General features: G+C 72.2%; 17 protein-coding genes and 3 pseudogenes. 10 read left to right on the top strand and 10 right to left on the bottom strand.

The window, feature by feature from the left end:
• Positions 1-29: 29 nt before the first annotated feature.
• Together ACF061_RS35770 and ACF061_RS35765 are read right to left on the bottom strand one after the other, a co-directional pair.
• Positions 30-293, bottom strand: a pseudogene (locus ACF061_RS35770) (cupin domain-containing protein); the annotation flags it as partial.
• Between the two features lie 373 nt (positions 294-666).
• Positions 667-2709: a hypothetical protein gene (locus tag ACF061_RS35765; protein ID WP_392271181.1), complete on the bottom strand. Its 2043-nt coding sequence runs from the start codon at positions 2707-2709 to the stop codon at positions 667-669.
• A 187-nt stretch (positions 2710-2896) separates the two neighbouring features.
• Here ACF061_RS35765 and ACF061_RS35760 point away from each other — a divergent pair, with 187 nt between their 5' ends.
• Positions 2897-3028: a hypothetical protein gene (locus ACF061_RS35760; RefSeq protein ID WP_392271180.1), complete on the top strand. Its 132-nt coding sequence runs from the start codon at positions 2897-2899 to the stop codon at positions 3026-3028.
• Positions 3029-3403: 375 nt separating this feature from the next.
• Here the strand turns inward: ACF061_RS35760 and ACF061_RS35755 are convergent, their stop codons facing one another.
• Positions 3404-4171 carry an SDR family NAD(P)-dependent oxidoreductase gene (locus ACF061_RS35755; protein ID WP_392271179.1) on the bottom strand — a complete coding sequence of 256 codons (768 nt, stop codon included), beginning with the start codon at positions 4169-4171 and terminating at the stop codon, positions 3404-3406.
• Positions 4172-4552: 381 nt separating this feature from the next.
• Positions 4553-5359 (bottom strand): SDR family oxidoreductase, encoded by an 807-nt coding sequence (locus ACF061_RS35750; RefSeq protein ID WP_392271178.1) that lies wholly within the window; start codon positions 5357-5359, stop codon positions 4553-4555.
• A gap of 603 nt (positions 5360-5962) precedes the next feature.
• Between ACF061_RS35750 and ACF061_RS35745 the strand changes: the two genes are divergently transcribed.
• From ACF061_RS35745 to ACF061_RS35730, 4 genes are all read left to right on the top strand, one after another.
• Positions 5963-6469: a MarR family winged helix-turn-helix transcriptional regulator gene (locus ACF061_RS35745; protein WP_392271177.1), complete on the top strand. Its 507-nt coding sequence runs from the start codon at positions 5963-5965 to the stop codon at positions 6467-6469.
• Positions 6470-6828: 359 nt separating this feature from the next.
• Positions 6829-7662: a CPBP family intramembrane glutamic endopeptidase gene (locus ACF061_RS35740; RefSeq protein WP_392271176.1), complete on the top strand. Its 834-nt coding sequence runs from the start codon at positions 6829-6831 to the stop codon at positions 7660-7662.
• Positions 7659-8834, top strand: coding sequence for a sensor histidine kinase (locus ACF061_RS35735; protein ID WP_392271175.1), 1176 nt, complete (start codon positions 7659-7661; stop codon positions 8832-8834). Before ACF061_RS35740 ends, ACF061_RS35735 begins: the two co-directional genes overlap by 4 nt.
• Positions 8831-9490 (top strand): response regulator, encoded by a 660-nt coding sequence (locus tag ACF061_RS35730; protein WP_392271174.1) that lies wholly within the window; start codon positions 8831-8833, stop codon positions 9488-9490. The genes ACF061_RS35735 and ACF061_RS35730 overlap by 4 nt, the downstream gene beginning before the upstream one ends.
• A 298-nt stretch (positions 9491-9788) precedes the next feature.
• Here ACF061_RS35730 and ACF061_RS35725 read toward each other — a convergent pair whose 3' ends face one another.
• The 6 genes and pseudogenes from ACF061_RS35725 to ACF061_RS35700 form a co-directional block, all read right to left on the bottom strand.
• Positions 9789-10997 carry a cytochrome P450 gene (locus tag ACF061_RS35725; protein WP_392271173.1) on the bottom strand — a complete coding sequence of 403 codons (1209 nt, stop codon included), beginning with the start codon at positions 10995-10997 and terminating at the stop codon, positions 9789-9791.
• Positions 10998-11036: 39 nt separating this feature from the next.
• Complete coding sequence (locus tag ACF061_RS35720; RefSeq protein WP_392271172.1) at positions 11037-12431, bottom strand: NAD(P)/FAD-dependent oxidoreductase; 1395 nt, start codon at positions 12429-12431, stop codon at positions 11037-11039.
• Positions 12421-12648, bottom strand: a complete 228-nt coding sequence (locus tag ACF061_RS35715) for a ferredoxin (RefSeq protein ID WP_392271171.1) — start codon at positions 12646-12648, stop codon at positions 12421-12423. The genes ACF061_RS35720 and ACF061_RS35715 overlap by 11 nt, the downstream gene beginning before the upstream one ends.
• 644 nt (positions 12649-13292) lie before the next feature.
• On the bottom strand, positions 13293-13790 hold the full coding sequence (locus tag ACF061_RS35710; RefSeq protein WP_392271170.1) for a nuclear transport factor 2 family protein: 498 nt from the start codon (positions 13788-13790) through the stop codon (positions 13293-13295).
• A 164-nt stretch (positions 13791-13954) separates the two neighbouring features.
• A complete protein-coding gene (locus tag ACF061_RS35705) occupies positions 13955-14371 on the bottom strand; it encodes a hypothetical protein (RefSeq protein WP_392271213.1) in 417 nt (138 codons plus the stop codon).
• Between the two features lie 301 nt (positions 14372-14672).
• A pseudogene (locus ACF061_RS35700) lies at positions 14673-15128 on the bottom strand (MarR family winged helix-turn-helix transcriptional regulator); the annotation flags it as partial.
• 365 nt (positions 15129-15493) lie between these two features.
• Between ACF061_RS35700 and ACF061_RS35695 the strand changes: the two are divergent.
• The 5 genes and pseudogenes from ACF061_RS35695 (at position 15494) to ACF061_RS35675 (ending at position 19779) form a co-directional block, all read left to right on the top strand.
• Positions 15494-16267 carry an SDR family NAD(P)-dependent oxidoreductase gene (locus tag ACF061_RS35695; RefSeq protein ID WP_392271169.1) on the top strand — a complete coding sequence of 258 codons (774 nt, stop codon included), beginning with the start codon at positions 15494-15496 and terminating at the stop codon, positions 16265-16267.
• 315 nt (positions 16268-16582) lie between these two features.
• Positions 16583-17593 (top strand): aldo/keto reductase, encoded by a 1011-nt coding sequence (locus ACF061_RS35690; protein ID WP_392271168.1) that lies wholly within the window; start codon positions 16583-16585, stop codon positions 17591-17593.
• 59 nt (positions 17594-17652) lie between these two features.
• The gene (locus tag ACF061_RS35685; protein ID WP_392271167.1) at positions 17653-18072 is read left to right on the top strand and encodes an SRPBCC family protein; all 420 of its coding nucleotides are present in this window, start codon (positions 17653-17655) and stop codon (positions 18070-18072) included.
• Positions 18073-18168: 96 nt separating this feature from the next.
• Positions 18169-18597, top strand: a pseudogene (locus tag ACF061_RS35680) (TetR/AcrR family transcriptional regulator); the annotation flags it as partial.
• Positions 18598-18666: 69 nt separating this feature from the next.
• Positions 18667-19779, top strand: a complete 1113-nt coding sequence (locus tag ACF061_RS35675; RefSeq protein ID WP_392271166.1) for a hypothetical protein — start codon at positions 18667-18669, stop codon at positions 19777-19779.
• Positions 19780-20150 lie beyond the last annotated feature (371 nt).

Below are 20150 nucleotides of genomic sequence, written 5' to 3'. Positions count from 1 at the left end.
CGGGAGCCCTCGGCGGTTCAGCACGTCGATCACCACGCTGCGACGCGCTCGGTCGCGTAGCGGCTCATCGCGTCGGTGTTGGCCTGCGGCGTCAGCGGCCGGCCGTCGGCGAGCACTTCCTGGAGGTCCCGGAAGTACTGCACGTACAGGCCGGGGGTGAACGTGCTGAGCACGACGGCGGGTCGGTCGGTCAGGTTGGCGAAGGTGTGCGGGGTACCGGGCGGAACCATCACGAGGGTGCCCGTGGCGGCGTCGTGGTCCTCGTCCCCGACGGTGAACCGCACGGCAGTTGACGATTGCCCGGAGTCTGTCGTCGCCGGCTGAGCAGCAGCCGTGGAAGCAAGCGATGCCGTGGGTGCGGCGGTAGGTGGCAGGCAGCCTGTCGGGGCGACCCGGCCGTGCGGGAGCCGGTCGTCGTGGAGGCTTCACCGCGAGACCGCCTGCCGGCCTCCACGCGACGACCCCAGCACGGTGCCGTCGGTCATGAGTGCACCGGCCGCGTCCCCGTGCGAAGTGCCGGACTCCGTCATCGTCCACGTTCTCGCTCACCCAGGAAGATTCGGGGCGTGGGCCGTGGCAGTGGGCAGCTGGACGACGTGCCGGCCTGTCGCACCGGACTCGGTGCGGTAGGCCGTGCCGGGGGAGCGGGCCGGTCGCTCGGCGCGCTCACGTCTCCGTGTCCGCAGGGGGCGCCTCCGGCGGCCGGGGCAGTTCGAGCTCCTCGGCGATCCGCAGGGACCCGGGGTCCCGGGCCGTCAGGTGGGGCCGCAGCAACTCGTACGCCGTCTCGGTGTCCCCCCGCCGTGCGAGGAGGCTCACCAGCCACCACATGGAGAACGGTAGGTCGAGCGGGGCCCCGAGTCGGCGGTAGCAGACAACCGCCTCGTCGAAACGTTCGTCGTACACGAGCTGTCGGGCTCCCGCCTCCAGGTAGAGCCGCCCGTCGGGGTGGCCTGCGGCGACGGCGTCGTCGATCCACTCCAGCGCCTGGCTCAGCTCGCCTCGGACACGGGCCGTCGAGAGGGTGTCGAGCAGGGTGTCCGGCTCGTGGTCCCGCTCCGCCAGCACCTGGGCCCAGCACATGGCCGCCCAGAAGGAGCCGGCCCGCTCGGCCTCTGCCCGCTTCCCCCCGGCCCATACCCATCCCCAGGAGCGGGTAAGCCGCGCGGTGAACCAGACGAGAGCCCGGTCGGCGTGCGGGGAACCGCGGCGACGCAGGCGGGCGTAGTAGGCGGTCTGACGGGCTGTCGACGCGGCCATCGAGGCCAGCTCCTCGAGGGTGGCGTGGTTCAGCACGGAGCCGAACAGGGCGTCCTCGCCGGCCGGGAGCGGCGCCCGGTATTCCGAGGCCCTCTGCCACAGGTAGTCCGCCAACCGGTAGTGGGTCTCGGTGGGCTCGGCCTCTCCGGGGCGGGGACGTACGACGGCGAGCGGCCCAGGGACGCCGCGGGCCGGACGGGCCAGCCGGGCGAGGTGGCCGTCCGGCCAGTCGACCGCCCCCTCCTGATGCGCCTCGTCCCACTGTGCCGCGCTGAGGAACGCGGGCGCGACGGCCGTCAGCAGCCGCTCGGGCAGCACGGGGCCGAGACCGAACGAGCGCAGGGCGAAAGCGGCGTGGACGAGTGCCCGGCCCGGGGCCGGTGCCGTGTGGAAGCGTTCCAGCAACACCGGGACCCCCGCGAGGTACTGGGTGAACCGCCGCTCCGACGCGTCGCGCAGTGCCTGTGCCAGCCGGGCGTCGCCCCGCGCGGCTTCCGCCAGCGCCGGCACGTCGTCCTCGCCGAACGCGTCGGGCACCTCGATGCCGTGCCCCGTCAGCAGCCGGGAGACCTCAGCTCGCGGACACGCCCCGTCCGCGAACGCCGCGGCGCACAGCGACTGCCAGTGCTCGGGCCAGACCGTGCCCAGCACCAGGACAGGGGCCAGGTGCGGATCGTGGAGCACCTTGCGCAGGGCGGCGGCGACATGCTCACCGTCCCGCTCGGAGCGCAGATACAGCTCGATCTCGTTGAGCCACACCACCGTTCGCGGCCCGATCCGCTCGACGTCCCGCAGGAAGGCCGCGGGACGCGGATGCTCCGCGGGATGCCACAGCCGCCAGCCGGTCGGCAGCGACTTCACGGCTTCCCAGCAGGCACGGGTCTTGCCGGTCGACGACCCGCCCACCAGCACCACCAGGGTGCTGCGTCCGTCGACGGCCCGTGCGACGGCCTCGGCCAGCCGCACGTCGTGCGCGCGCACCACGTATGGCGGCAGCAGCCGCGCGTCCCCGGCGTCCGTGCCGCTCCCGGCGTCGATCGCGGCATGCACCTCCAGGGCGATCGGGTCGTTCAGATCACCGACGGGGGTCCCCAGCGGCCTCGCGGTCCAGGCCCGGACCCACAGATCACGGGCCCGTACCTCCAGATCGACCGGATCCCACCGAGCCTCGCGCGCCAGCGCGGCGGCGACGGAGGCCACATCCGCCTGCGACGGCGGCAGAGCGGACGTCCACAGGATGCGGCGCACGGAGTCCCGCCCGGGCGCTCCCGGAGCATCGTCGTCATCGGCGACCAGATCGGCGACGGTGTCCAAGCTCGGTGCACCGGCCGCCAGGTACACGTCGTGCAGCAGGTGTTTCAGGTCGCGCAGTGGCCCCGGTGGCAACTGCGGGCGCCCGACAGGGCGCGGTCTGCGCACCGATCCGCCGTCTCGCTCGTCGCCACTCATCGCGCACCATCATGCCCGAGATCCCGCAGGACGTCCCCGGCTGCCCGATGTTCGACGGACGGCGACGTCCGGTCGCAACTCGTCGGCACGGGGCACGCGTTGAGACATGCTCGGTCCACAGCGGTCCGTCACGGACCCGACCGGGGGCACCCGGCACCGGGATCCCCGTCGCACGAGAGGTCACGTCATGTCCCGTATCCCCGCGCCTCGCCTCACTCGCGCCGAAGGCGTCCGCCTGATCGCCGCCTCGCTCACCGGCATCCTGTCCGGAGCGGCCCGGGCCGCCCTGACATGGCTCCTCGGCCATGCTCATCCCTGACCGCCCCGCCACCTGTGGGCGCCAGACGGCCGGAGCCCCAGGGCGGGGCCGGCCCGCGGCCGGCGTCGGTGAGCGGCGTGCGAAGCGCGGCCGCCTTCGGCCCCGTACCCTCCGGGCCGCCGGCGCGTGAACTCCACGTCGACCGCGCGATGTCGCAGGAGCTCGCGTGAACTCCACGTCGACCGCGCGACGTCGCAGGAGCTCGCGTGGAGCCCGAGTACGACCGCGCTCGCAGGCGGAAGCACCCCGTCCGCGATACGTCACCACGGTCGGAACCAGGGCGCCGGGGGCTCAAGCCCTCGCTCCCGGCAGCGCGGTCACCGGCTGTCCGCGATCACGGGGGAGCTTCACGGACCGGCTGCCCCGCGGGCACGGTCAGGGGAGGTCGGGTGCCCATGCGACTCCGTTGATGTGGGCCCCGCCGTCGACGAAGAGCGTGTTGCCGGTGACGTAGCGCGCGCCCTCGCCCGCGAGGAACGCCACCACCGGAGCGATGTCCTGATCGGGGTCGCCGATCCGCCCCATGGGGTTCATGGCGCCGGCCTGCGCCTGAAGCTCCGGGTGCTCGTTCATCATCCTGCGGAAGGCGGCGCTCTTCGCGCCCGGGCAGACGGCGTTGACCACCACCCCGGTCGGGGCCCACTCCCGGGCGGCGGTCCGGGTCAGGGTGCGCAGGGCCTCCTTGGCGGCGTTGTACTCCAGCGTCCCCATGTGGGCGTTCACGCCGTTGAGGCTGCACATGTTGACGACCCGACCCCATCCCCGCCGCCTCATGTGCGGGAAGACCGCCTGCATCGCCCAGAAGGGCCCGTAGAAGCCGATGCCCAGCCCACGGGCCAGCATGGCGTCGGTCTTGTTCTCCACCCGTCCCACGTCACCGGCCGCCCAGGCGTTGTTGACCAGGATGTCGACGCCTCCCCACTCACGCACCGCGGTGTCGACCATCGCCAGCACCTGCGCCTTGTCACTGACATCGGTGCGTACGAAGCGGCCACCGATCTCGTCGGCGGTGGCGCGGCCGGTCTCCTCGTTCAGCTCCGCGACCAGCACCCTGGCCCCCTCGGCGGCGAACCGGCGGGCCACCGCGGCACCGATTCCGTCACCCGCGCCGGTGACGATCGCGGTGCGTCCTTCGAGCCGCATCCTCTCCCCTCTCGTTCAGGTCAGGGGCCTCATCCAACCCCCGGCGGCCGGTCCGGTCGGGGCCGCGTCCCATTGGGCGGGAACGTCCATGCCGGTCACCGCCCCGTACGCGACGACCCGGCCGGGGGCCAGGCGGTCCCGGCGGGCCCGTGGTCCGGAGGGGCAGCCGGGGTTGTTCTTCCCGGAGCGGCAGGTGAGCGGCGTGGCGGCCGAGGTCTTGGACGAGGCCGGGCGGCACGCCTCCCGCGGCCCGGGCGGCGGGTGTGCGCTCGCCGGCCCCGGGCGCCTCGGCGGCCGCCGCGCGCACCGGCCGCGGCGCGATGGAGGTGTCCGGGCCGGCCCTGGCGGGCCCGGTCCGTCCGTTTCCGTGCCGCCGTCCGGTCAGGCTTCCGGAGTCCAGACCTTCGGCCAGTCCAGGCCCCGCACCTTGGCGTCCAGGCCGCCGTCGCAGTACATCAACGTACCCACGCAGTAGCCCGACTTGGCGGACAGCAGGAAGAGCACCAGCTCCGCGACCTCTTCCGGGCGGCCCGCCCGGCCCGCCGGGACGGACGCGAGGAAGGCCTCGATACCGGCCGCGATCCGCGGGTCCTTCCGGCCCGCCTGCGTCATCGGAGTGTCGATGAAGCCCGGTGCGATGGCGTTGAGACGGATGCCGTCCGCGATGTAGTCGGCGGCGCGGGTGCGCGTGTAGTAGGCGATGGCCGCCTTGGTGGCCGGGTAGGTGAGGACGCCGCCGTCGTCGGCCGACGATTCGGCCACCGCCCGGGCGGCGGCCTCGTCCCCCGCCAGGCACGCCGCGGCGAGCTCGGGGCTCCAGCCGGGCTGGGTCGTCATGGAGTTGGAGGAGGCCAGCACGACGGAGGACTCGCCCGCTGCGGCCAGAGCCGGGCGCAGCTCCTCCAACAGCCCGATGGCGCCGAAGTAGTTGACGGAGACCAGCAGGCCCGCGGGTCGGCCGGCACCGCCGGAGATGCCGGCGAACGGTACGAGGCCGTCGAGCCGTCCGTCAGCGAGGCGGGTGACCTCGGCCGCCGCGGCGGTCCGCCCCTCCGGGGTGCCGAGGTCGGCTTCCACCTCGGCGTCGCGCAGATCGACGCCGATGACCCGGTGTCCTTGCTCGGTGAGCCGGGCGGCGATGGAGGCGCCCATACCCGATGCGGCTCCGGTGACAGCGATGGTTCCCACGATGGTCTTCTCCTGGTGGTTCGGTGTGTCGGGGGTGCGGGTCCACGGGGCTCGTCGGCCGGGAGTCCACGGCGGTTCCTGATACGACGGCCTGCGGCGTGCCGAGCCGTCGGTCGGCGTGCCGAGGTTGCCGTCAAGGCGCCGCGCGTGGGCCCCCCCGGCGGCATGGCCCTCGACGAACCGTGTGGCCGGGCGACCGGCCCCCGGTCGGACGTGCGAACAGTCCGCCGCACCGCCCGTGTGTACGCGCACGGGCGCTGCGTTGACCCGGACCGCCCGACGGATGGTCCGGCGGCTGCCGGACGCGCGGTGGACGTCGTCGGTCCCGGAGCCGGACCGGCCCCGCAGGTGCCCGTGGCACAGCGGACCGGAGCGGCCGGACGTTCGTCCGGGACACCCTCCTCGTGCTGCTGTGTGCTCGTCCCGCTCTCCTTGCCCCGGGGTATTCCTTCTCAGGTGCCCCACGGCACTCGAAGAGCCTCACAGCGTTGTGTATGTTACATACACAAGGTGGCGGATGCAATGATCCCTTGACGAGACCGTTGGGGCGGAGCCCGGCCATGGTCACGGGTGAAGCGGAACCAGAGGAAGGGAACGGCACACATGACGGAGCCGAACGAGCAGGAAGTCCGGCTGGGCGACCTGGAACGAGAGCTGACCCTGCTGTCCCGGCATTTCATCGCCTCGCGCGGCCCGCGCATCGGGCAGAGCCTCGACCGCTCGGCCTACGTTCTGCTCACACGACTCGAAACCGGCGAGCCGCTCACGCTCAAGGAACTGGCACAGACCTTCCACGCCGACGTATCCACCATCAACCGGCAGGTCAGCGCCATGCTCCGGCAGGGCCTCGTCGAGCGTCTGGAGGCCGCCACCAGAGGGGGCGCGCGAACGTTCCGACCCACCCCGCTCGGCCTGGAACGGCTGGAGGCGGACAGGGCCATCAGCCGAGCCGGGGCCGCCCGGCTGATCGAGGCGGCGGGATGGAGCGCCGAACGGACCCAGCAGTTCCTCACCCTGATGATCGAGTTCAACCATGGCATCGAGCGGCTCGAAGGGCTCGCCCGGGCGGACTCCGGCCGGGCGGACACCCCGCCCTCGCGCAAGCGGTAGCGCGCGGCCACGGCCACCGGCCACGGCCACCGGTCCCGGCCACCGGCGCGCCGGCACCCGGCCCGCGCCCTCCCCGGCAGCCGTCTGCGCGCCGCGGCCGGGACAGCCGTGCCGGAGCGGAGCGCGCGGCGCCCGTGGCATGCGTCGGACCACCGACGTCGCCCGCCGGCCGGGTGGACGGGCCCTCACGTCCCCGGGAGGCGGGGGCGTCTTCCGGGGACGTGAGGGCCCGTCCCCCGTGAGAGCTACGCGCAGGTGTCCACTGCGAGGTGACGATTCCCGATCCCCGTTTCCACAGCGTTCGGTTCACCGCGGCGCCCGGCCGCGAACCGGTAACGGAACTTGGGAGAAGAGTCGTCATGAAGCTGGTGTGGCAGGTCCTGGCCGTGGTCGCGGTCGGCGCGGTCGGCGGTCAGGGTGTCACCGCGGTGCGGGACGACCCGTGGCTGTCGCTCGCCCTGGGCGGCCTGACGGTCGTGCTCTCGGTGCTCGTCTACCGGTGGGTCGTGGGGCGCACCGAGCGGCGCCAGGTCACGGAGCTGGCGTGGGAGGGAGCGCGGGGGTCGCTCCTGCGGGGCCTGGTCATCGGGCTCGTGATGTTCGGGTGCGTCATCGCGAACATCTACGCCCTCGGGGACTACGAGGTGCACGGCTTCGACGCGCCGACCGGAGCGATCGGGCTGGCCGGCTTCATGGCCGGCGCCGCCGTCACCGAGGAACTGATGTTCCGCGGCCTGCTCTTCCGGCTCGTGGAGCGAGGTCTGGGCACGTACATCGCGCCGGCGCTGTCCGGTGTGCTGTTCGGCGCGGCGCATCTGCTCAACGAGGACGCCACCGTGCTGGGCGCCGTCGCCATCGCGATCGAAGCGGGCGGCATGCTCGCCGCCGCGTACGCCGCCACCCGCTCCCTGTGGCTGCCGATCGGCCTGCACTTCGGCTGGAACTTCGCGGAGTCCGGCATCTTCGGCACCGAGGTCTCGGGCAACGGCGACACCCACGGACTGCTGGACGCCTCGACGTCGGGCGCCACGCTCATCACGGGCGGCGAGTTCGGCCCGGAGGCCAGCGTGTACTCGATGCTGTTCGGCGCGCTGCTGACGGTCGCCTTCCTGTGGCCGGCCGGCCGGCGCGGCAACATCGTCCCCCGGCGGCGTGCGGAGCGCGTCAACACCCTGGCTACACTCGCCCGGTGATCAACCCTCAGGGGGCGGCCCGGATGTGGCGCCGACTCGACGTCACCGTCCGCGACCTTCCGCTCGCGGTACTGTTCCTGGCCGGGTCGTTCCTGCCGGGAATGCGCGGCCACGGGACAGAGATCGGAGACCTGCCGACCCGCCCTTTCGACGTGCTCGCCGCTGTCGCCCTCGGCCTCGAATGCCTTCCCCTCTCGGTGCGCCGACGGTGGCCGGCCGTCTGTCTCGCCCTGGTGACGTGCGGCTTCGCCCTCGACCAACTGCGCGGCTACCACTCGACCGCCGGCACCACACTGCCCATCGTGCTGATCAGTGCGGGGTCCCATCTGGAACACCGCCGGCGCACCACCGTGGTCTGCCTCTCCGTGGCGTACGTGCCGCTGGCGATCGCGCTCTCCCGGCTCGGTTCCGGCGGCGAGACGCTCGCGGGGTTCGTGACGTTCTACCTGGTGCTGGCCCTGGCCTGGGGGGCCGGCGGGTGGCTGCGTTCCACCCGGCTCGCGGAGGCCGAACGCCGCGAGCACGCCGCCGCGCTGATCCGTACCGCTGAACGCACCCGGATCGCCCGCGAACTGCACGACGTGGTGACCCACCACGTGACCGCGATGGTCGTGCAGGCCGAAGCCGCCCGCTACCTGACCGCCGCACCCGAGCGTCTCGAGCAGTCCCTGACCGCCGTCAGCGACACCGGCCGCCGCGCCATCAACGACCTGCGCCATCTGCTCGACCTGCTCACCCCCGACCACGGCACCAGGACGGCTCAGGCCGGGGAGCGGGGGACACCGGTCATCGGCGAGGTCCTCACCCTCGTCGAGCAGACCCGCCGGGCCGGACAGCCGGTGGACTTCACCGAACAGGGCACACCGTCGGCATCGACCGGCAGCGCCGACCTCGTCGCCTACCGGGTGGTGCAGGAAGCACTGACCAACGCCCTCAAGTACGCTCACGGCAGCCGGACTTCCGTCCAGGTACGGCACGGCGAAAGGGAGATCACCGTGGAGGTCAGCACGGACGGGACGGGCTCGCGCACCGCCGCCGCCGTCAGCGGCGGACGGGGCCTGGCCGGGCTGCGCGACCGCGTCGACGTCCTGGGCGGCGACTTCAGCGTCGCCAGCGGCACCGACGGCGGCTTCACCGTACGGGCCCGCATCCCCGCCGGCAGCACCTCGTGAGCGCACCGATCCGGGTCCTGGTCTGCGACGACCAGATGCTCGTCCGCACCGGCCTGGTCACCATCATCGACGCCCAGCCCGACATGGAAGTGGCGGGCGAATGCGGTGACGGGCGAACCGGGGTCGAACTCGCCCACGAGCTGGAGCCCGACGTCGTCGTGATGGACATCCGGATGCCGGTCCTCGACGGCCTCGAAGCCACCCGCCTGCTGGCCGGAGCCGGAGTACCCCATCCGGTGAAGATCCTCGTGGTGACCACGTTCAACCTGGACGAGTACGTCTACGAGGCACTGCGCGCCGGAGCCAGCGGCTTCCTCCTCAAGGACGCGCCCCCGGACCGGCTGCTCCACGGCATCCGGACCGTGGCGACCGGCGCGGCCCTCCTCGACCCGGACGTGACACGCCGACTCGTCGGCCGGTACGCAGCCCGCATCCGCCCCGCCGCGGACACGGTCCGCGACACCCCTCTCACCCCACGTGAGCTGGAAGTCCTGCGCCTCATCGCGGACGGCCTCTCCAACAGCGAGATAGCCGCGGCCCTCGTCATCAGCCAGGAGACCGTCAAGACCTTCGTCTCCCGCATCCTCGCCAAACTCCAGCTGCGCGACCGCGTCCAGGCCGTCGTCTACGCCTACCGCCACGGCCTGGCGGCCTGACCACCGCCGTGCGGGCGGCGGCACTGCGGGGTCGCCACGTCCGGCGCGTGCCCCTCGGCCGGAGCGCCGATCACTCACCCCGGGCGGCCTTTCCCGGCGTCCGCGCGAAGGCCGCGCTCCCGGCCGCCGCCGTGGACGGCCGGCTCCGGCTGCACGCCCTCACGTACGCACACGGCGGCCGTACCCCTCGGCTCGATGCCGGCTGCCGGACGGGCGGGCGCCCTGACCGGGCCCGCGCCTCTCGGCAGCCGCTGGACGCCGGCACCGCCACACCTGTCGTCGGCGGCTTCCGCGGCGCTCAGGCCGTGAGGCCCTCCAGCGCCACGGGAAGGTGGCGCGGGCCGCGCAGCACGGCGTTGGCACGGTACGGCGGAGGGTCCTCGAGCAGTCCGGAGAACGTGACCCGGCGGAACAGCTCGGGCACGGCCACATGCAGTTCCATACGGGCGAGAGGGGCGCCGAAGCAGTAGTGGATGCCGGTGTGGAAACCCAGGTGCTCGTTGTCCTCGCGGCCGGGATCGAACCGGTCGGGGTCGTCGAAGCGTTTGGGGTCGCGGTTGGCGGCGGCCAGCATGAGCCAGACCGGCGAGCCCTTGGGGATGGTGGTGCCGGCGATGTCGATGTCGGCCAGGGCGGTGGTCCACGGGACGAACTGGACCGGGGGCTCGTACCGCAGCACCTCCTCGATGAGCGGGACGGCCAGGCCCGGCTCCTCCCGGAACCGGTCGAGAAGGTCGGGGTGGCGCAGCAGGATGAGGGTCGTGTTGGTGATCGCGTTGACGGTGGTCTCGTGGCCGGCGACCAGGAGCAGCACCGCGGTGGCCTCCAGGTCCGCCGGCGTCATGTCGGGGGCGAGCGCGCTGAGCATCCCGGGGCCGGGGCGGCGGCGTCTGGTCTCGATCAGGTCGGACAGGTAGGCGCCAAGGTCCTGGCGCGCCCGCTGCGCCTTCTCCCGGCCGTCGTCGCCGTCGGCTTGGGGATCGATCGCGGACGCCAGGGCGTCGGCCCAGCCGTGGAAGCGCGGCTCGTCCTCGCGCGGCACGCCGAGGACCTTGCAGATGGCGGTGACGGGGAGGGGGTAGGAGAAGTCCTCGACGATGTCGACCTGGTCCTTGCCTTCGAAGGCGTCGAGCAACTCGGTGACGACCTTGGCCAGTTCTCCACGCAGTCCGTCGAGGAACCTGGGGCTGTGCGGGGGGCCGAACGGCCGGTTGATGGTGTCGCGCAGCCGGTCGTGCACGGGTGGGTCGGTGAAGATGAAGCCCGGGGGCAGGCCGGACTCCTCCGCCGGTTGCCCGACGCGGGCGTAGCCGGGGGGACGGTTGCGCGTGTCGTTGCTCAGCCGCGGGTCGTTGGCCAGGCCCCGCACCTCGTAGTAGGTGCTGACCAGATAGGTGCCGTCGTCCTCCCGCAGCACCGGTGTCTTGCGCAGTTCCGCGTAGAGCGGGTACGGGTCGGCCCGATTGGCGTAGTCGGTGATCCGCGCGGTGATGCTGCCGGGCGTCATGGTGCCTCCTGGGGGCTCCTGGCGGTGCGGGGCCGTTGATCAGGCGTGCGACGGAACGAACTCGACGCGCCGTTCGCTCGGTGAGTGGCCCGTCAGCGTGACCGTGGCCCCATGGGTGGGCAGGTGGGGGTCCGGGAAGGCCGGGTCGACCGGCTGCAGCGTTTCGGTGCGGCGGTCGACCGTGCGGTACTCCGGCGGGAACGGCGCGCCGCCCGCGATCTGCTGCTCGTAGAACCCCAGCCACTTGGCTCCGTCGAAGGAGGCCGCGGCGATGACCCGGCCGCGGTAGCCGTACACCGCGACGAACTTCTCCTCGTCGAGCGCCCCCTGGGCCACGACCATCCGGTCGCCCAGCGACGGCACGCCCACCGACTTGATGTTGACGCCGAACTGGGAGGACCAGAACATCGGCAGCCACAGGTGCGGACGGCGCTCGGGACCCGCACAGATCATGTTGTGCGCGGCGATCCCGGCCTGCTCGACCGCGTTGCCCCAGTGCTCCAGCGACAGGAACTGGTAGTCGAACAGCGGATGGGGGCTGCGTGCGACGTCACCGGCGGCGTAGATGTCGTCGGTGACGATGCCGTTGACGTCGAACACCCGGCACCCGGCGTCGCAGGCGATCCCCCGGGGGCCCGCGGCCAGCCCCGAGCCGGCGAGCCATTCGGTGTTCCGCACGGCACCGAGCGAGACGACCGCCACCTCCGCGTCGATCGCCGAACCGTCCGACAGATGCGCGCGCCTGAGCCGTCCGACGTAGTCGCCCTCCAGGGCGGTGACGCTGATGCCGCAGCGCAGGTCGACGCCGTGCCGGCGCTGCAGCCGGTCCGCGACCGCGCCGATCACCCCGCCGAGGGCGCCCACCAGCGGTGCCGGGCCGCGTTCGGCGACCGTGACCTCAAGGCCCGACTCCCGGCAGGCCGAGGCGACCTCGGAGCCCGTGAAACCGGCGCCGATCACCAGCACCCGGGACACACCCCCGGTCAGCTTCCGGTGCAGGCGTGCGGAGTCGTCGCGGGTCCGCAGCACGAACACCCCGTCCAGCGCGGCCTCCTCCGGGTGGATCCAGGGCCGTGCTCTGGTCCCGGTGGTGATCAGCAGCCGGTCGTAGGCCACGGTGTCGCCGTCCGCCAGGCGCACCCGCTTGGCATCCCGGTCCAGGCCTTCGGCCGCGACGCCCAGACGCCATTCGGCATCGATCTCGCGCCGCCGCGGCAGCGCCGTGTCCTCGGCCCGGGCACGTCCGAGCAGCGCCTGTTTCGACAGCGGCGGCCGGTCGTAGGGTTCGTAGGGCTCATCACCGATCATGGTCAGCGATCCGGTGAAGCCCTGGTCGCGCAAGGTCTCCGCCGCGCGCAGACCGGCCAGCGAGGCGCCGACGACGGCGATCCGGCCCTGGCGCCGCAGGAGTTCGACATCCGTGTCAGCCGACATGGGGCTTCACACCCTTCGTCGGCTCGTCGCAATAGTCGACGAGGATGGCCTGGACCGGGCAGGCGGCGGCGGCCTTCTCCACCCGGTCACGCTGTGCCTCGTCGAAGCGCGGGGAGAACAGCAGGGCCTCGTCCCCGTGCAGGGAGAAGACGTCCGGGGCGAGGAACACGCACTGCGCGAATCCCTGGCACCGGTTGAGATCGACGACAAGCCTCATCTGGAACCCGTTCCCTGATCAGGCCGCGGTCCCCCCGGCGCGTCGGCGGCCACGCCGCTGGCTCCGCAGCCCTTGCGCTCGGTCCACACGACCGGTCGGCATGCCTCTTCCCAGGATCGACTCCTTCGTAGCGGCCCGCAAACCGGGAGCGCGGGCCAGGGAGGCCGTCTCGCGGAAGACCGGAACGGTGTGTTCCTGCCGGCCGGACACGCTTCCGCTCCACCACGGCCGGGCCGCACCGCCCATGCCCTGCCCGACGCCTTCCACCGGGACACGGCCACCGGGACACGGCCACCGGGACACGGCCACCGGGACGCGGCAGCCGGGCGCGGCCCGGCTGGGCGACCTGACCGGCCGCGACCGCGGGGTCTGCCGCGGCGGTCGGCGCGGGTGCGGTCGCGGCCCGGAAGATCAGGCCGGCGACGGCGTCGGGGCGGGCGATCGGAAAGACGGAGGTGGCGGGCGTGGAAGTCTGCTTCGATGCGCGTCGACTCGCGGACGGGTGCGGGGCCGACGGAAGCCGCCACGAATTGGCGTGAGGCCGTGGCCCACTTCACCCAGCCGCAGGTGGAGGGCCGTTGCAGCGCTGTCTCCCCCCGCCGTCCCGTGGACGGAGCCCGCACGCCTGTCACCGGCGTCCCGGGTCACCGCATCTGGGCCGCGGAGCTGGAGGCCGGCGAGCGTGGGGCGGGGCCCTGGGTCCACACCACTCGCAGTGCGAAGGCGGCGATCCGCCAGCCGTCAGCCGTTCTGACCAGTTCCGTGTCGGCGTGGCCGGCGGAGACGAAGACACCGCCCGAACCGTCCGCCAGTACATGGGTGCTCAACTGGGCGCCACGGGTGGTGGCCCGGTCGCCGTCGACCTCGATGACGGCGTTGGTGCCCAGGTGCACGGTTCGGTCGAACAGGGCCATTCCCCGCCGGACATGGGCCAGCAGGGCGGCACGGCCGTGAGCGGTGCCGATGGGCATGTCCGCGGTGACGTCCTCGGTGTGGAAGGCGCGGGCCCACTCCTCGTCGAAGACCCCGTCGTCCAGGGAACGCAGGTAGCGGTCCAGCAGGTCGGTGATCTCGGCGCGGTCGGTCAGGGCCCGCAACTGTCGTCGCGTCTCTTCGGTGTCCATGCCGGAAGACTCGTTCATCAAGCGCACTTGAGGTCAAGCCCCCCGTCCCCGGGTCGCCCGTCCCCGGGCCGCCTGTCCCCGGGACGACGACTGGCCGCCGCACACGGCGAGATCCCGCGCTCGCAACGGGTGATCCGGTCACCTGGCCCGACATCATGACGGCACTCGCTGGGCCCCAGGGTTCACGATCCAGAGCGCAGTCCCAGCACACTGTGCTGCACCACACCGGAGGGAAGATCGCTCCTTCCCGTAGCTCGAGCAGTCAACTCCACAAGATGCGAACGAAGTTCGGTGGCAGGCTCACCAAGGACGATCGCGCTGACGACCAGCTCCACCATCAGGCAGTCGTACTCGTCCCCCCTGCTCCGGTAGCGCTCGCGATCGGCCTCCACAACAGCAGAGGTGATCTTCCTCCCACCACCAGGCACAGGGGCGAAGGACGCCTCATAGACGCCGTGACCGGTCCAACTCCGGTGCATGAAGAGGACATCGCCTTCAACGAAGACGTTCCACTTCTCATCCATGTCCCGGGCTCGATAGCCGCGCCGGATCCGGTCCCAGTCCTCGTCGGTCCAGACTCGATCCGGCAACGGAGACACCGGCCGGGGCGTGTTGATCGGATGGAGGCGCCGGAACGACTCTCGGGTGAGCGGGGCATCGTCAGTCATGACGTGATCCTAGGGAAGCTCCACTCCGACGGGACAGCGGCTCACCGCCAGGAGCGGCCGCCCTGGGCGGAGGATGAACCTCAGTCGCTTTCCCGACGCGACCGCCGGGTGCGGCCCCTCTCCGACGCGGCGCCCGCGAGATCTTCGCCCTCACCGCGGTGGCCCGCTGCGCCGCCGCGATCAGGCCGCTCCCGCTTCGTCTCACCGTGCCCGGAGGGGGGGCGGGGGACCGGGGCGTCGGGTTCATCGCCTCGACCGCCGTGACCAGGGGGGCGAGGTCGGGGTTGATGGCGGCCTCGTCCAGCGCCTGTCTGAGGGCGGCGTCGTTGGTCGGCCTGGCCTCCTCCAGGAGCTTCAGGCCCGCTTCGCTGACATCGGTGTAGATGCCGCGGCGGTCGGTCGGGCACAGGTAGCGGGAGAGCAGGCCGCGGTCCTCGAGGCGGGCGACCAGGCGGGTGGTGGCGCTCTGGCTGAGCACCACCGCGTCGGCGACCTGCTTCATCTGCAGGTGTCCGCCCTCGCCGTGGTGCTGGCGGCTGAGCACGTCGAGCAGCGAGTACTCCCGCACGCTCAGGTCGTGCTCGGTCTGCAGGGCGCGCTCGACGTGGTGCTCGATCCTGCCGTACAGGAGGTAGAGGGCTGCCCATCCGTTGGCGAGGGCGGTCAACGCGGGATCCGTGGCGGTCATGGGTCCGGGTCTCCTTCCGGATGACACTTGGGTCCAGGATAAGCCCTCTCTGAAAATACCCGCTAAGACATACATCAGGCTTGTGCAAGTAAATGCGACCGTCGCCGAGGTGCGGGTTCCGCCGCCCTGCCGAAGAATCTGTTCCGTCGTGGTTCCTCATGGGGCGCCTTGCGTCCGCGAGGGTGTCGCCGGTGTGACGGGCCGCCCGAAGCGGTGGTGCGTCATGGCCGCTTCCGCCGCCGCGGGCGGCTTCCCTGCGCTCGGGGCCGTCCCGGGTCCGGCCGGACGCCGGGAGGGCGGAGGCGCGAATGGACGCAGCGCGCTGCCGGGTGGGCCGCCACCACTTATGGAAAGGTGCTCGCCCGATGCAGATCGATCTCAGTGGACGTACCGCGCTGGTCACCGGGTCGACGGCGGGAATCGGCGAGGCGACCGCGCGGGCTCTGGCCTCCGCCGGCGCCGACGTCGTGGTCAACGGCCGCAACGCCGACCGTGGCGCCGAGGCGGCGGAGCGGATAGGAGCGCGCGGCGTCACGGCCGACGTCGGGACGGCCGAAGGGACGGCCGACCTGATCCGGCGACTGCCCGACGTCGACATCCTGGTCAACAACGCCGGCATCTTCGCCACCGGACCCGTCTTCGAGATCCCCGACGGCGACTGGCTGCGGTTCTTCGAGATCAACGTGCTCTCCGGGGTGCGCCTGGCGCGCCATTACGCACCGCGGATGGCCCGGCGCGGGTGGGGCCGCGTGATCTTCGTCAGCAGCGAGGCGGGCGTCCAGACGCCGGCGGACATGGTCCACTACGGGGTGACGAAGACGGCGCAGTTGGCGGTGTCGCGCGGGATGGCCCAGGAGGTCGCCGGCGCCGGGGCCACGGTGAACTGTGTGCTGCCCGGGCCGACGATGAGTGACGGTGCGCTGGCCATGTTGGACGAGCTCTATCCGGGGCTCGACCCGGTCGAGCAGGAGCGGCGCTGTCTGGCCGAGAACCGTGCGGCCGCATCCCTGCTCAAACGCCTGATCCGGCCCCACGAGGTGGCCGGCATGATCACTTATGTGGCCTCGGAGCAGGCTTCGGCGACCACCGGCAGGGCACTCGGCGCCGACGGCGGCCTCGTCACCACGATCGTCCCCTGACGGATGCCCGGCAGTCGTGCACGGCGGCTCGGGCCCGTCGCGTCCATGGGGTGGTTTCCACGGTCTGTCCGCCGAGCGGTGTCCGCCCTCTTCGGCGCGACGGACCACCCGCACTTGCATTAGCCCGCGTCTGCAATTATTGTATTCACTCGTAAGGCGCTTCTGCAATTAAGCGGGGATCGCCTGCAACCGCCCCGGCGGGTGTCCTCTCACTCCCGTGCCCGGCTCCTTCGGACGAGCCGCGCACCAAGAGGGATCCGCTACCCCCGGCCTCGCCCCACACACACCGAGGCATCGATCGAAAAGGCACCATCCATGTCACTGAAGGAAAGTCTCCCCGGCCGGCTCGGTTTCGGCACCGCCCCGCTGGGCAACATGTTCCGCGCGATCCCCGACGAGGACGCCCGCGCCACCGTCGAGGCGGCCTGGGACCAGGGCATCCGCTATTACGACACCGCCCCCTTCTACGGCGCCGGCCTCGCCGAGCAGCGACTGGGCCAGGTGCTCTCCACCAAGCCCCGCGACTCCTACGTACTGTCCACCAAGGTCGGCCGGGTCATCCTCGACGAGATGGAGACCGACGTCCCGGACTTCGGCGAGAAGGGCGGACTGTTCGAGCACGGCAACCCCAACAAGGTCCTCCACGAGTGGACCGCCGACGCCACCGAGCGCTCGATCGAGGGCAGCCTGAAGCGCCTCGGCGTCGACCGGCTCGACATCGTCTGGGTCCACGACATCGCCCAGGACTTCCACGGCGACGCCTGGATCCAGAAGTTCGAGGAGGCCCGCACCGGCGCCTTCCGCGTCCTGTCCCGCCTGCGGGAGGAGGGCGTCATCAAGGCCTGGGGCCTGGGCGTCAACAAGACCGAGCCCATCGAGCTGACCCTGGCACTGGACGAGCCGCAGCCCGACGGGTTCCTCCTCGCCGGCCGCTACACCCTCCTCGACCACGAGCACGCCCTCCAGCGGCTGCTGCCGATGGCCCAGGAGCGAGACGTCAGCATGGTCGTCGGCGGCCCCTACAGCTCCGGCATCCTCGCCGGCGGCACCCACTTCGAGTACCAGCAGGCCCCGCCGGAGATCATCGAGAAGGTCAAGCACCTCAAGGGCCTGGCCGACAAGCACGGCATCAGCATCAAGGCCGCCGCCCTGCAGTTCTCCCTCGCCCACCCGGTGTCCGCCGCGGTCGTCCCCGGCGCCACCCGCCCCAGCCGGATCGCCGAGGACATCGCCGCCCTCGACGAGAGCATCCCGGCCGCGTTCTGGACGGAACTGCGTGCCGCGGGCCTGGTCAGCCCGGCCGCCCCGCTGCCCAACGGCGCCTGACCCCCACCACCCCCACCCCCGAAACCCCCCACGCCGGCACCACCATCCGGAGAAACGCCATGGCCTCGACGTCCGTCAGCCGTATCGTCCCCGCCTCGCCCGACAAGGTCTGGAGCCTCATCGGCGGCTTCGACGCCCTGCCCGACTGGCTCCCCTACATCCCCGAGAGCACTCCGCTCGAAGGCGGCCGGGTCCGCCGGCTGAAGAACCCCGAGGGCGAGGTCATCATCGAGCGCCTCGTCGACTTCAACGAGACCGAACGCCACTACAGCTACGCCATCCTCCAGGCCCCCTTCCCCGTCAACGGCTACGTCTCCACCATCCGCGTCCACGCGGTCCCCGGACAGGAGAACACCGCCGAGGTCCAGTGGTCCGGCCGCTTCAATCCGAACGGCGCCACCGAGGACGAAGTCGTCGACCTGTTCACCGGCATCTACCGCGACGGCCTCGACGCCCTCCACCCGACCCTCGCGGCCTGACACCGGCACCGGCCCGCCCAGGGCGCCGGACCGCACGGCTCGGGTGCGCACCCCGCGTACCCGGGCCGCGGTGCGCCCGGCTCTGCAGCTTCCCCGGGCACGATCTACCATCACTTCCCCACCAGGGCGGACCTCATCGTCGCCGTCCACCGCCACCAGGTCGACGCCTGCGCCGAAGCCGGGCCGACGTTGCTCACGACCAGCCCGACCCCGCACGCCGCCCTCGAACGATGGGGCGACCTCTTCGTCGACTTCCTGGCCACCGAACACGGCCTCGCGGCTGCACTGCAGAGCGACAACGCCGGCTTCGAGACGCTGCACGCCTACTTCCTCGACCGCCTCCCGCCGGGGTGCACCCAGCTCCTCGACGTCGCTGCCGCCTCCGGTGAGATCCGCTCCGGCCTCGACGCCTACCGACTCATGCGCGGGGTCGGAAACCTCGGCATAGGCGCCGACAGCGACCCCCGCTACGACGCGCGCGCACTGGCCGCACCTCTCGTCGCGGGACTGCGCCAACCACGCTGACCTCGGCATCAACTGCATGGCTTGGCCGCCGGCGAGCTGCGACAATGCTGTCTCCCAAGTGGAGGGCACTTGTTCGTCTTCGTGTGTGCGGGCTGCGGCGCCGAGCTGACCGCCCCGCTGTCCCAGGTCGCCCTGCCGGTCCACGCCCATCAGAAGTACGGGAACGGGATTCAGCTCCCGGTTCTCATGGAGTCGGGCACATTCGCCGTGGAGCCGGAGCCCTCGGGACCGCCGTGGCGGAGGTGGGAGGAGATCGATCCGGACGAGGCGGCCGCTCGCGGCGTCTACGGGCCGGTCCACGCGCTGTCCGACGGCGCGCCCGGCGCGGTGGTCATCGCGCCCGGGGACATCCGCGCCACCGTGCTGATCCCGGAGAAGTGCGGCGGCTACTGCTGCGGCCTCGACGGAGCCGAAGGCCCCAACCTGGCCTGCGAGGCGTGCGGCCTGCCCGTGGCGAGCAGGATCGACGACTGCTCACTCTGGCAGGCGGTCTGGCTCGCCCCGGACGCCGTGCACCGCATACCCGTCGATGACACCGACGCCGTGCCGCTGTCCTGGGCGGAGCTGATGGCGGAGGGGAGGAGCACACCGCCGTTCGAACCGATCACCGGGTGGGGAGGGCCGCGACTGGGGTCGCATCACTGGTGGTCCTGGAGCCCGCGATGGGAGGCGGCAGCCGGCCGGGCGCTCGCCCATCTACTGGCGGCCTCGGAGGGCCGGCCGGTCACCGTCCCGGACGGCCTGAGCGAGAAGGTGTTCCAACGCGCCCTCGACACCCTGCTGCCCACAGGTCCGTCGGCGTGGCGCGCCGTCCTGGGCGGACCTGGGCTGCCCGCCTCCGACGCGGACGCCGGCATCCTCCTCGTGCCGGTCCATCCGCAGACGGGGGACACCTGGAGCCCGCCCGACCCAGCCGCCTCGGCGTATCGGGTGCCGCTGCCGTTCGATGTGTGGCTGTGGCTGGCCTTCCCCGAGCCGCACCTGCCCGCCCCCGCGTCGGGCGTCATGCCCGACGGCGTCCTGCGCGACGATCCGCCCGCACCGAACCCCTACAGCCTCTTCCGACCCGATCCGGGAGTTTTCCGGCACACCGTGGTCCGGCTGCCTGCCGTCCGCAGCCAGTGGCTGCGCGACATCCTCGACAACCTCACGCAGGACGTACGCGCCCGCCTCTTCCAGTGAGCTCGCCGGCGTGATGTCGCTGGGAGCCGGCGACATGTGATCGTCGCGGTGTGCCGGCGCGCCGATGAAGTGGTTGCCGTAGCCACCCGTGCCGAGGAGGTGGTGTGCCGCGGTCCTGACCTGCTCCGCGGTCGCGACCACAGTTACGGGCGGGGCCCCGGCGGCCGTACGGGAGGCGTCGAGGCTGCCCTTGCGTCCTTGCTGCTGCGGCCGCCGATCCAGATGAAGCGGACCAGGGGCGGACCTGTTGCGCCTGTTGGCGCCGCAGGTCCTCGGCCTGCTCGCACGACGGCTGGAGGACCTCGACGCATGTGAGGACGCGGGCCCGCACCCCCGGACAGCGTTCCACCAGGTGGAGTCGGGTCGACCCG

The organism is Streptomyces sp. NPDC015220 (genome assembly GCF_043079345.1).
Classification (GTDB): domain Bacteria; phylum Actinomycetota; class Actinomycetes; order Streptomycetales; family Streptomycetaceae; genus Streptomyces.
Note: the sequence above shows the minus strand (reverse complement) of the source record. Positions and strands in the feature narration are given on the sequence as shown.

What these genes read in the sequence shown, in the direction of transcription:
- ACF061_RS35765 (WP_392271181.1), bottom strand. Translation starts at nt 2,709, where the DNA reads ATGAGTGGCGACGAGCGAGACGGCGGATCGGTGCGCAGACCGCGCCCT.
- ACF061_RS35760 (WP_392271180.1), top strand. Translation starts at nt 2,897, where the DNA reads ATGTCCCGTATCCCCGCGCCTCGCCTCACTCGCGCCGAAGGCGTCCGC.
- ACF061_RS35755 (WP_392271179.1), bottom strand. Translation starts at nt 4,171, where the DNA reads ATGCGGCTCGAAGGACGCACCGCGATCGTCACCGGCGCGGGTGACGGA.
- ACF061_RS35745 (WP_392271177.1), top strand. Translation starts at nt 5,963, where the DNA reads ATGACGGAGCCGAACGAGCAGGAAGTCCGGCTGGGCGACCTGGAACGA.
- ACF061_RS35740 (WP_392271176.1), top strand. Translation starts at nt 6,829, where the DNA reads ATGAAGCTGGTGTGGCAGGTCCTGGCCGTGGTCGCGGTCGGCGCGGTC.
- ACF061_RS35725 (WP_392271173.1), bottom strand. Translation starts at nt 10,997, where the DNA reads ATGACGCCCGGCAGCATCACCGCGCGGATCACCGACTACGCCAATCGG.
- ACF061_RS35720 (WP_392271172.1), bottom strand. Translation starts at nt 12,431, where the DNA reads ATGTCGGCTGACACGGATGTCGAACTCCTGCGGCGCCAGGGCCGGATC.
- ACF061_RS35715 (WP_392271171.1), bottom strand. Translation starts at nt 12,648, where the DNA reads ATGAGGCTTGTCGTCGATCTCAACCGGTGCCAGGGATTCGCGCAGTGC.
- ACF061_RS35710 (WP_392271170.1), bottom strand. Translation starts at nt 13,790, where the DNA reads ATGAACGAGTCTTCCGGCATGGACACCGAAGAGACGCGACGACAGTTG.
- ACF061_RS35695 (WP_392271169.1), top strand. Translation starts at nt 15,494, where the DNA reads ATGCAGATCGATCTCAGTGGACGTACCGCGCTGGTCACCGGGTCGACG.
- ACF061_RS35690 (WP_392271168.1), top strand. Translation starts at nt 16,583, where the DNA reads ATGTCACTGAAGGAAAGTCTCCCCGGCCGGCTCGGTTTCGGCACCGCC.
- ACF061_RS35685 (WP_392271167.1), top strand. Translation starts at nt 17,653, where the DNA reads ATGGCCTCGACGTCCGTCAGCCGTATCGTCCCCGCCTCGCCCGACAAG.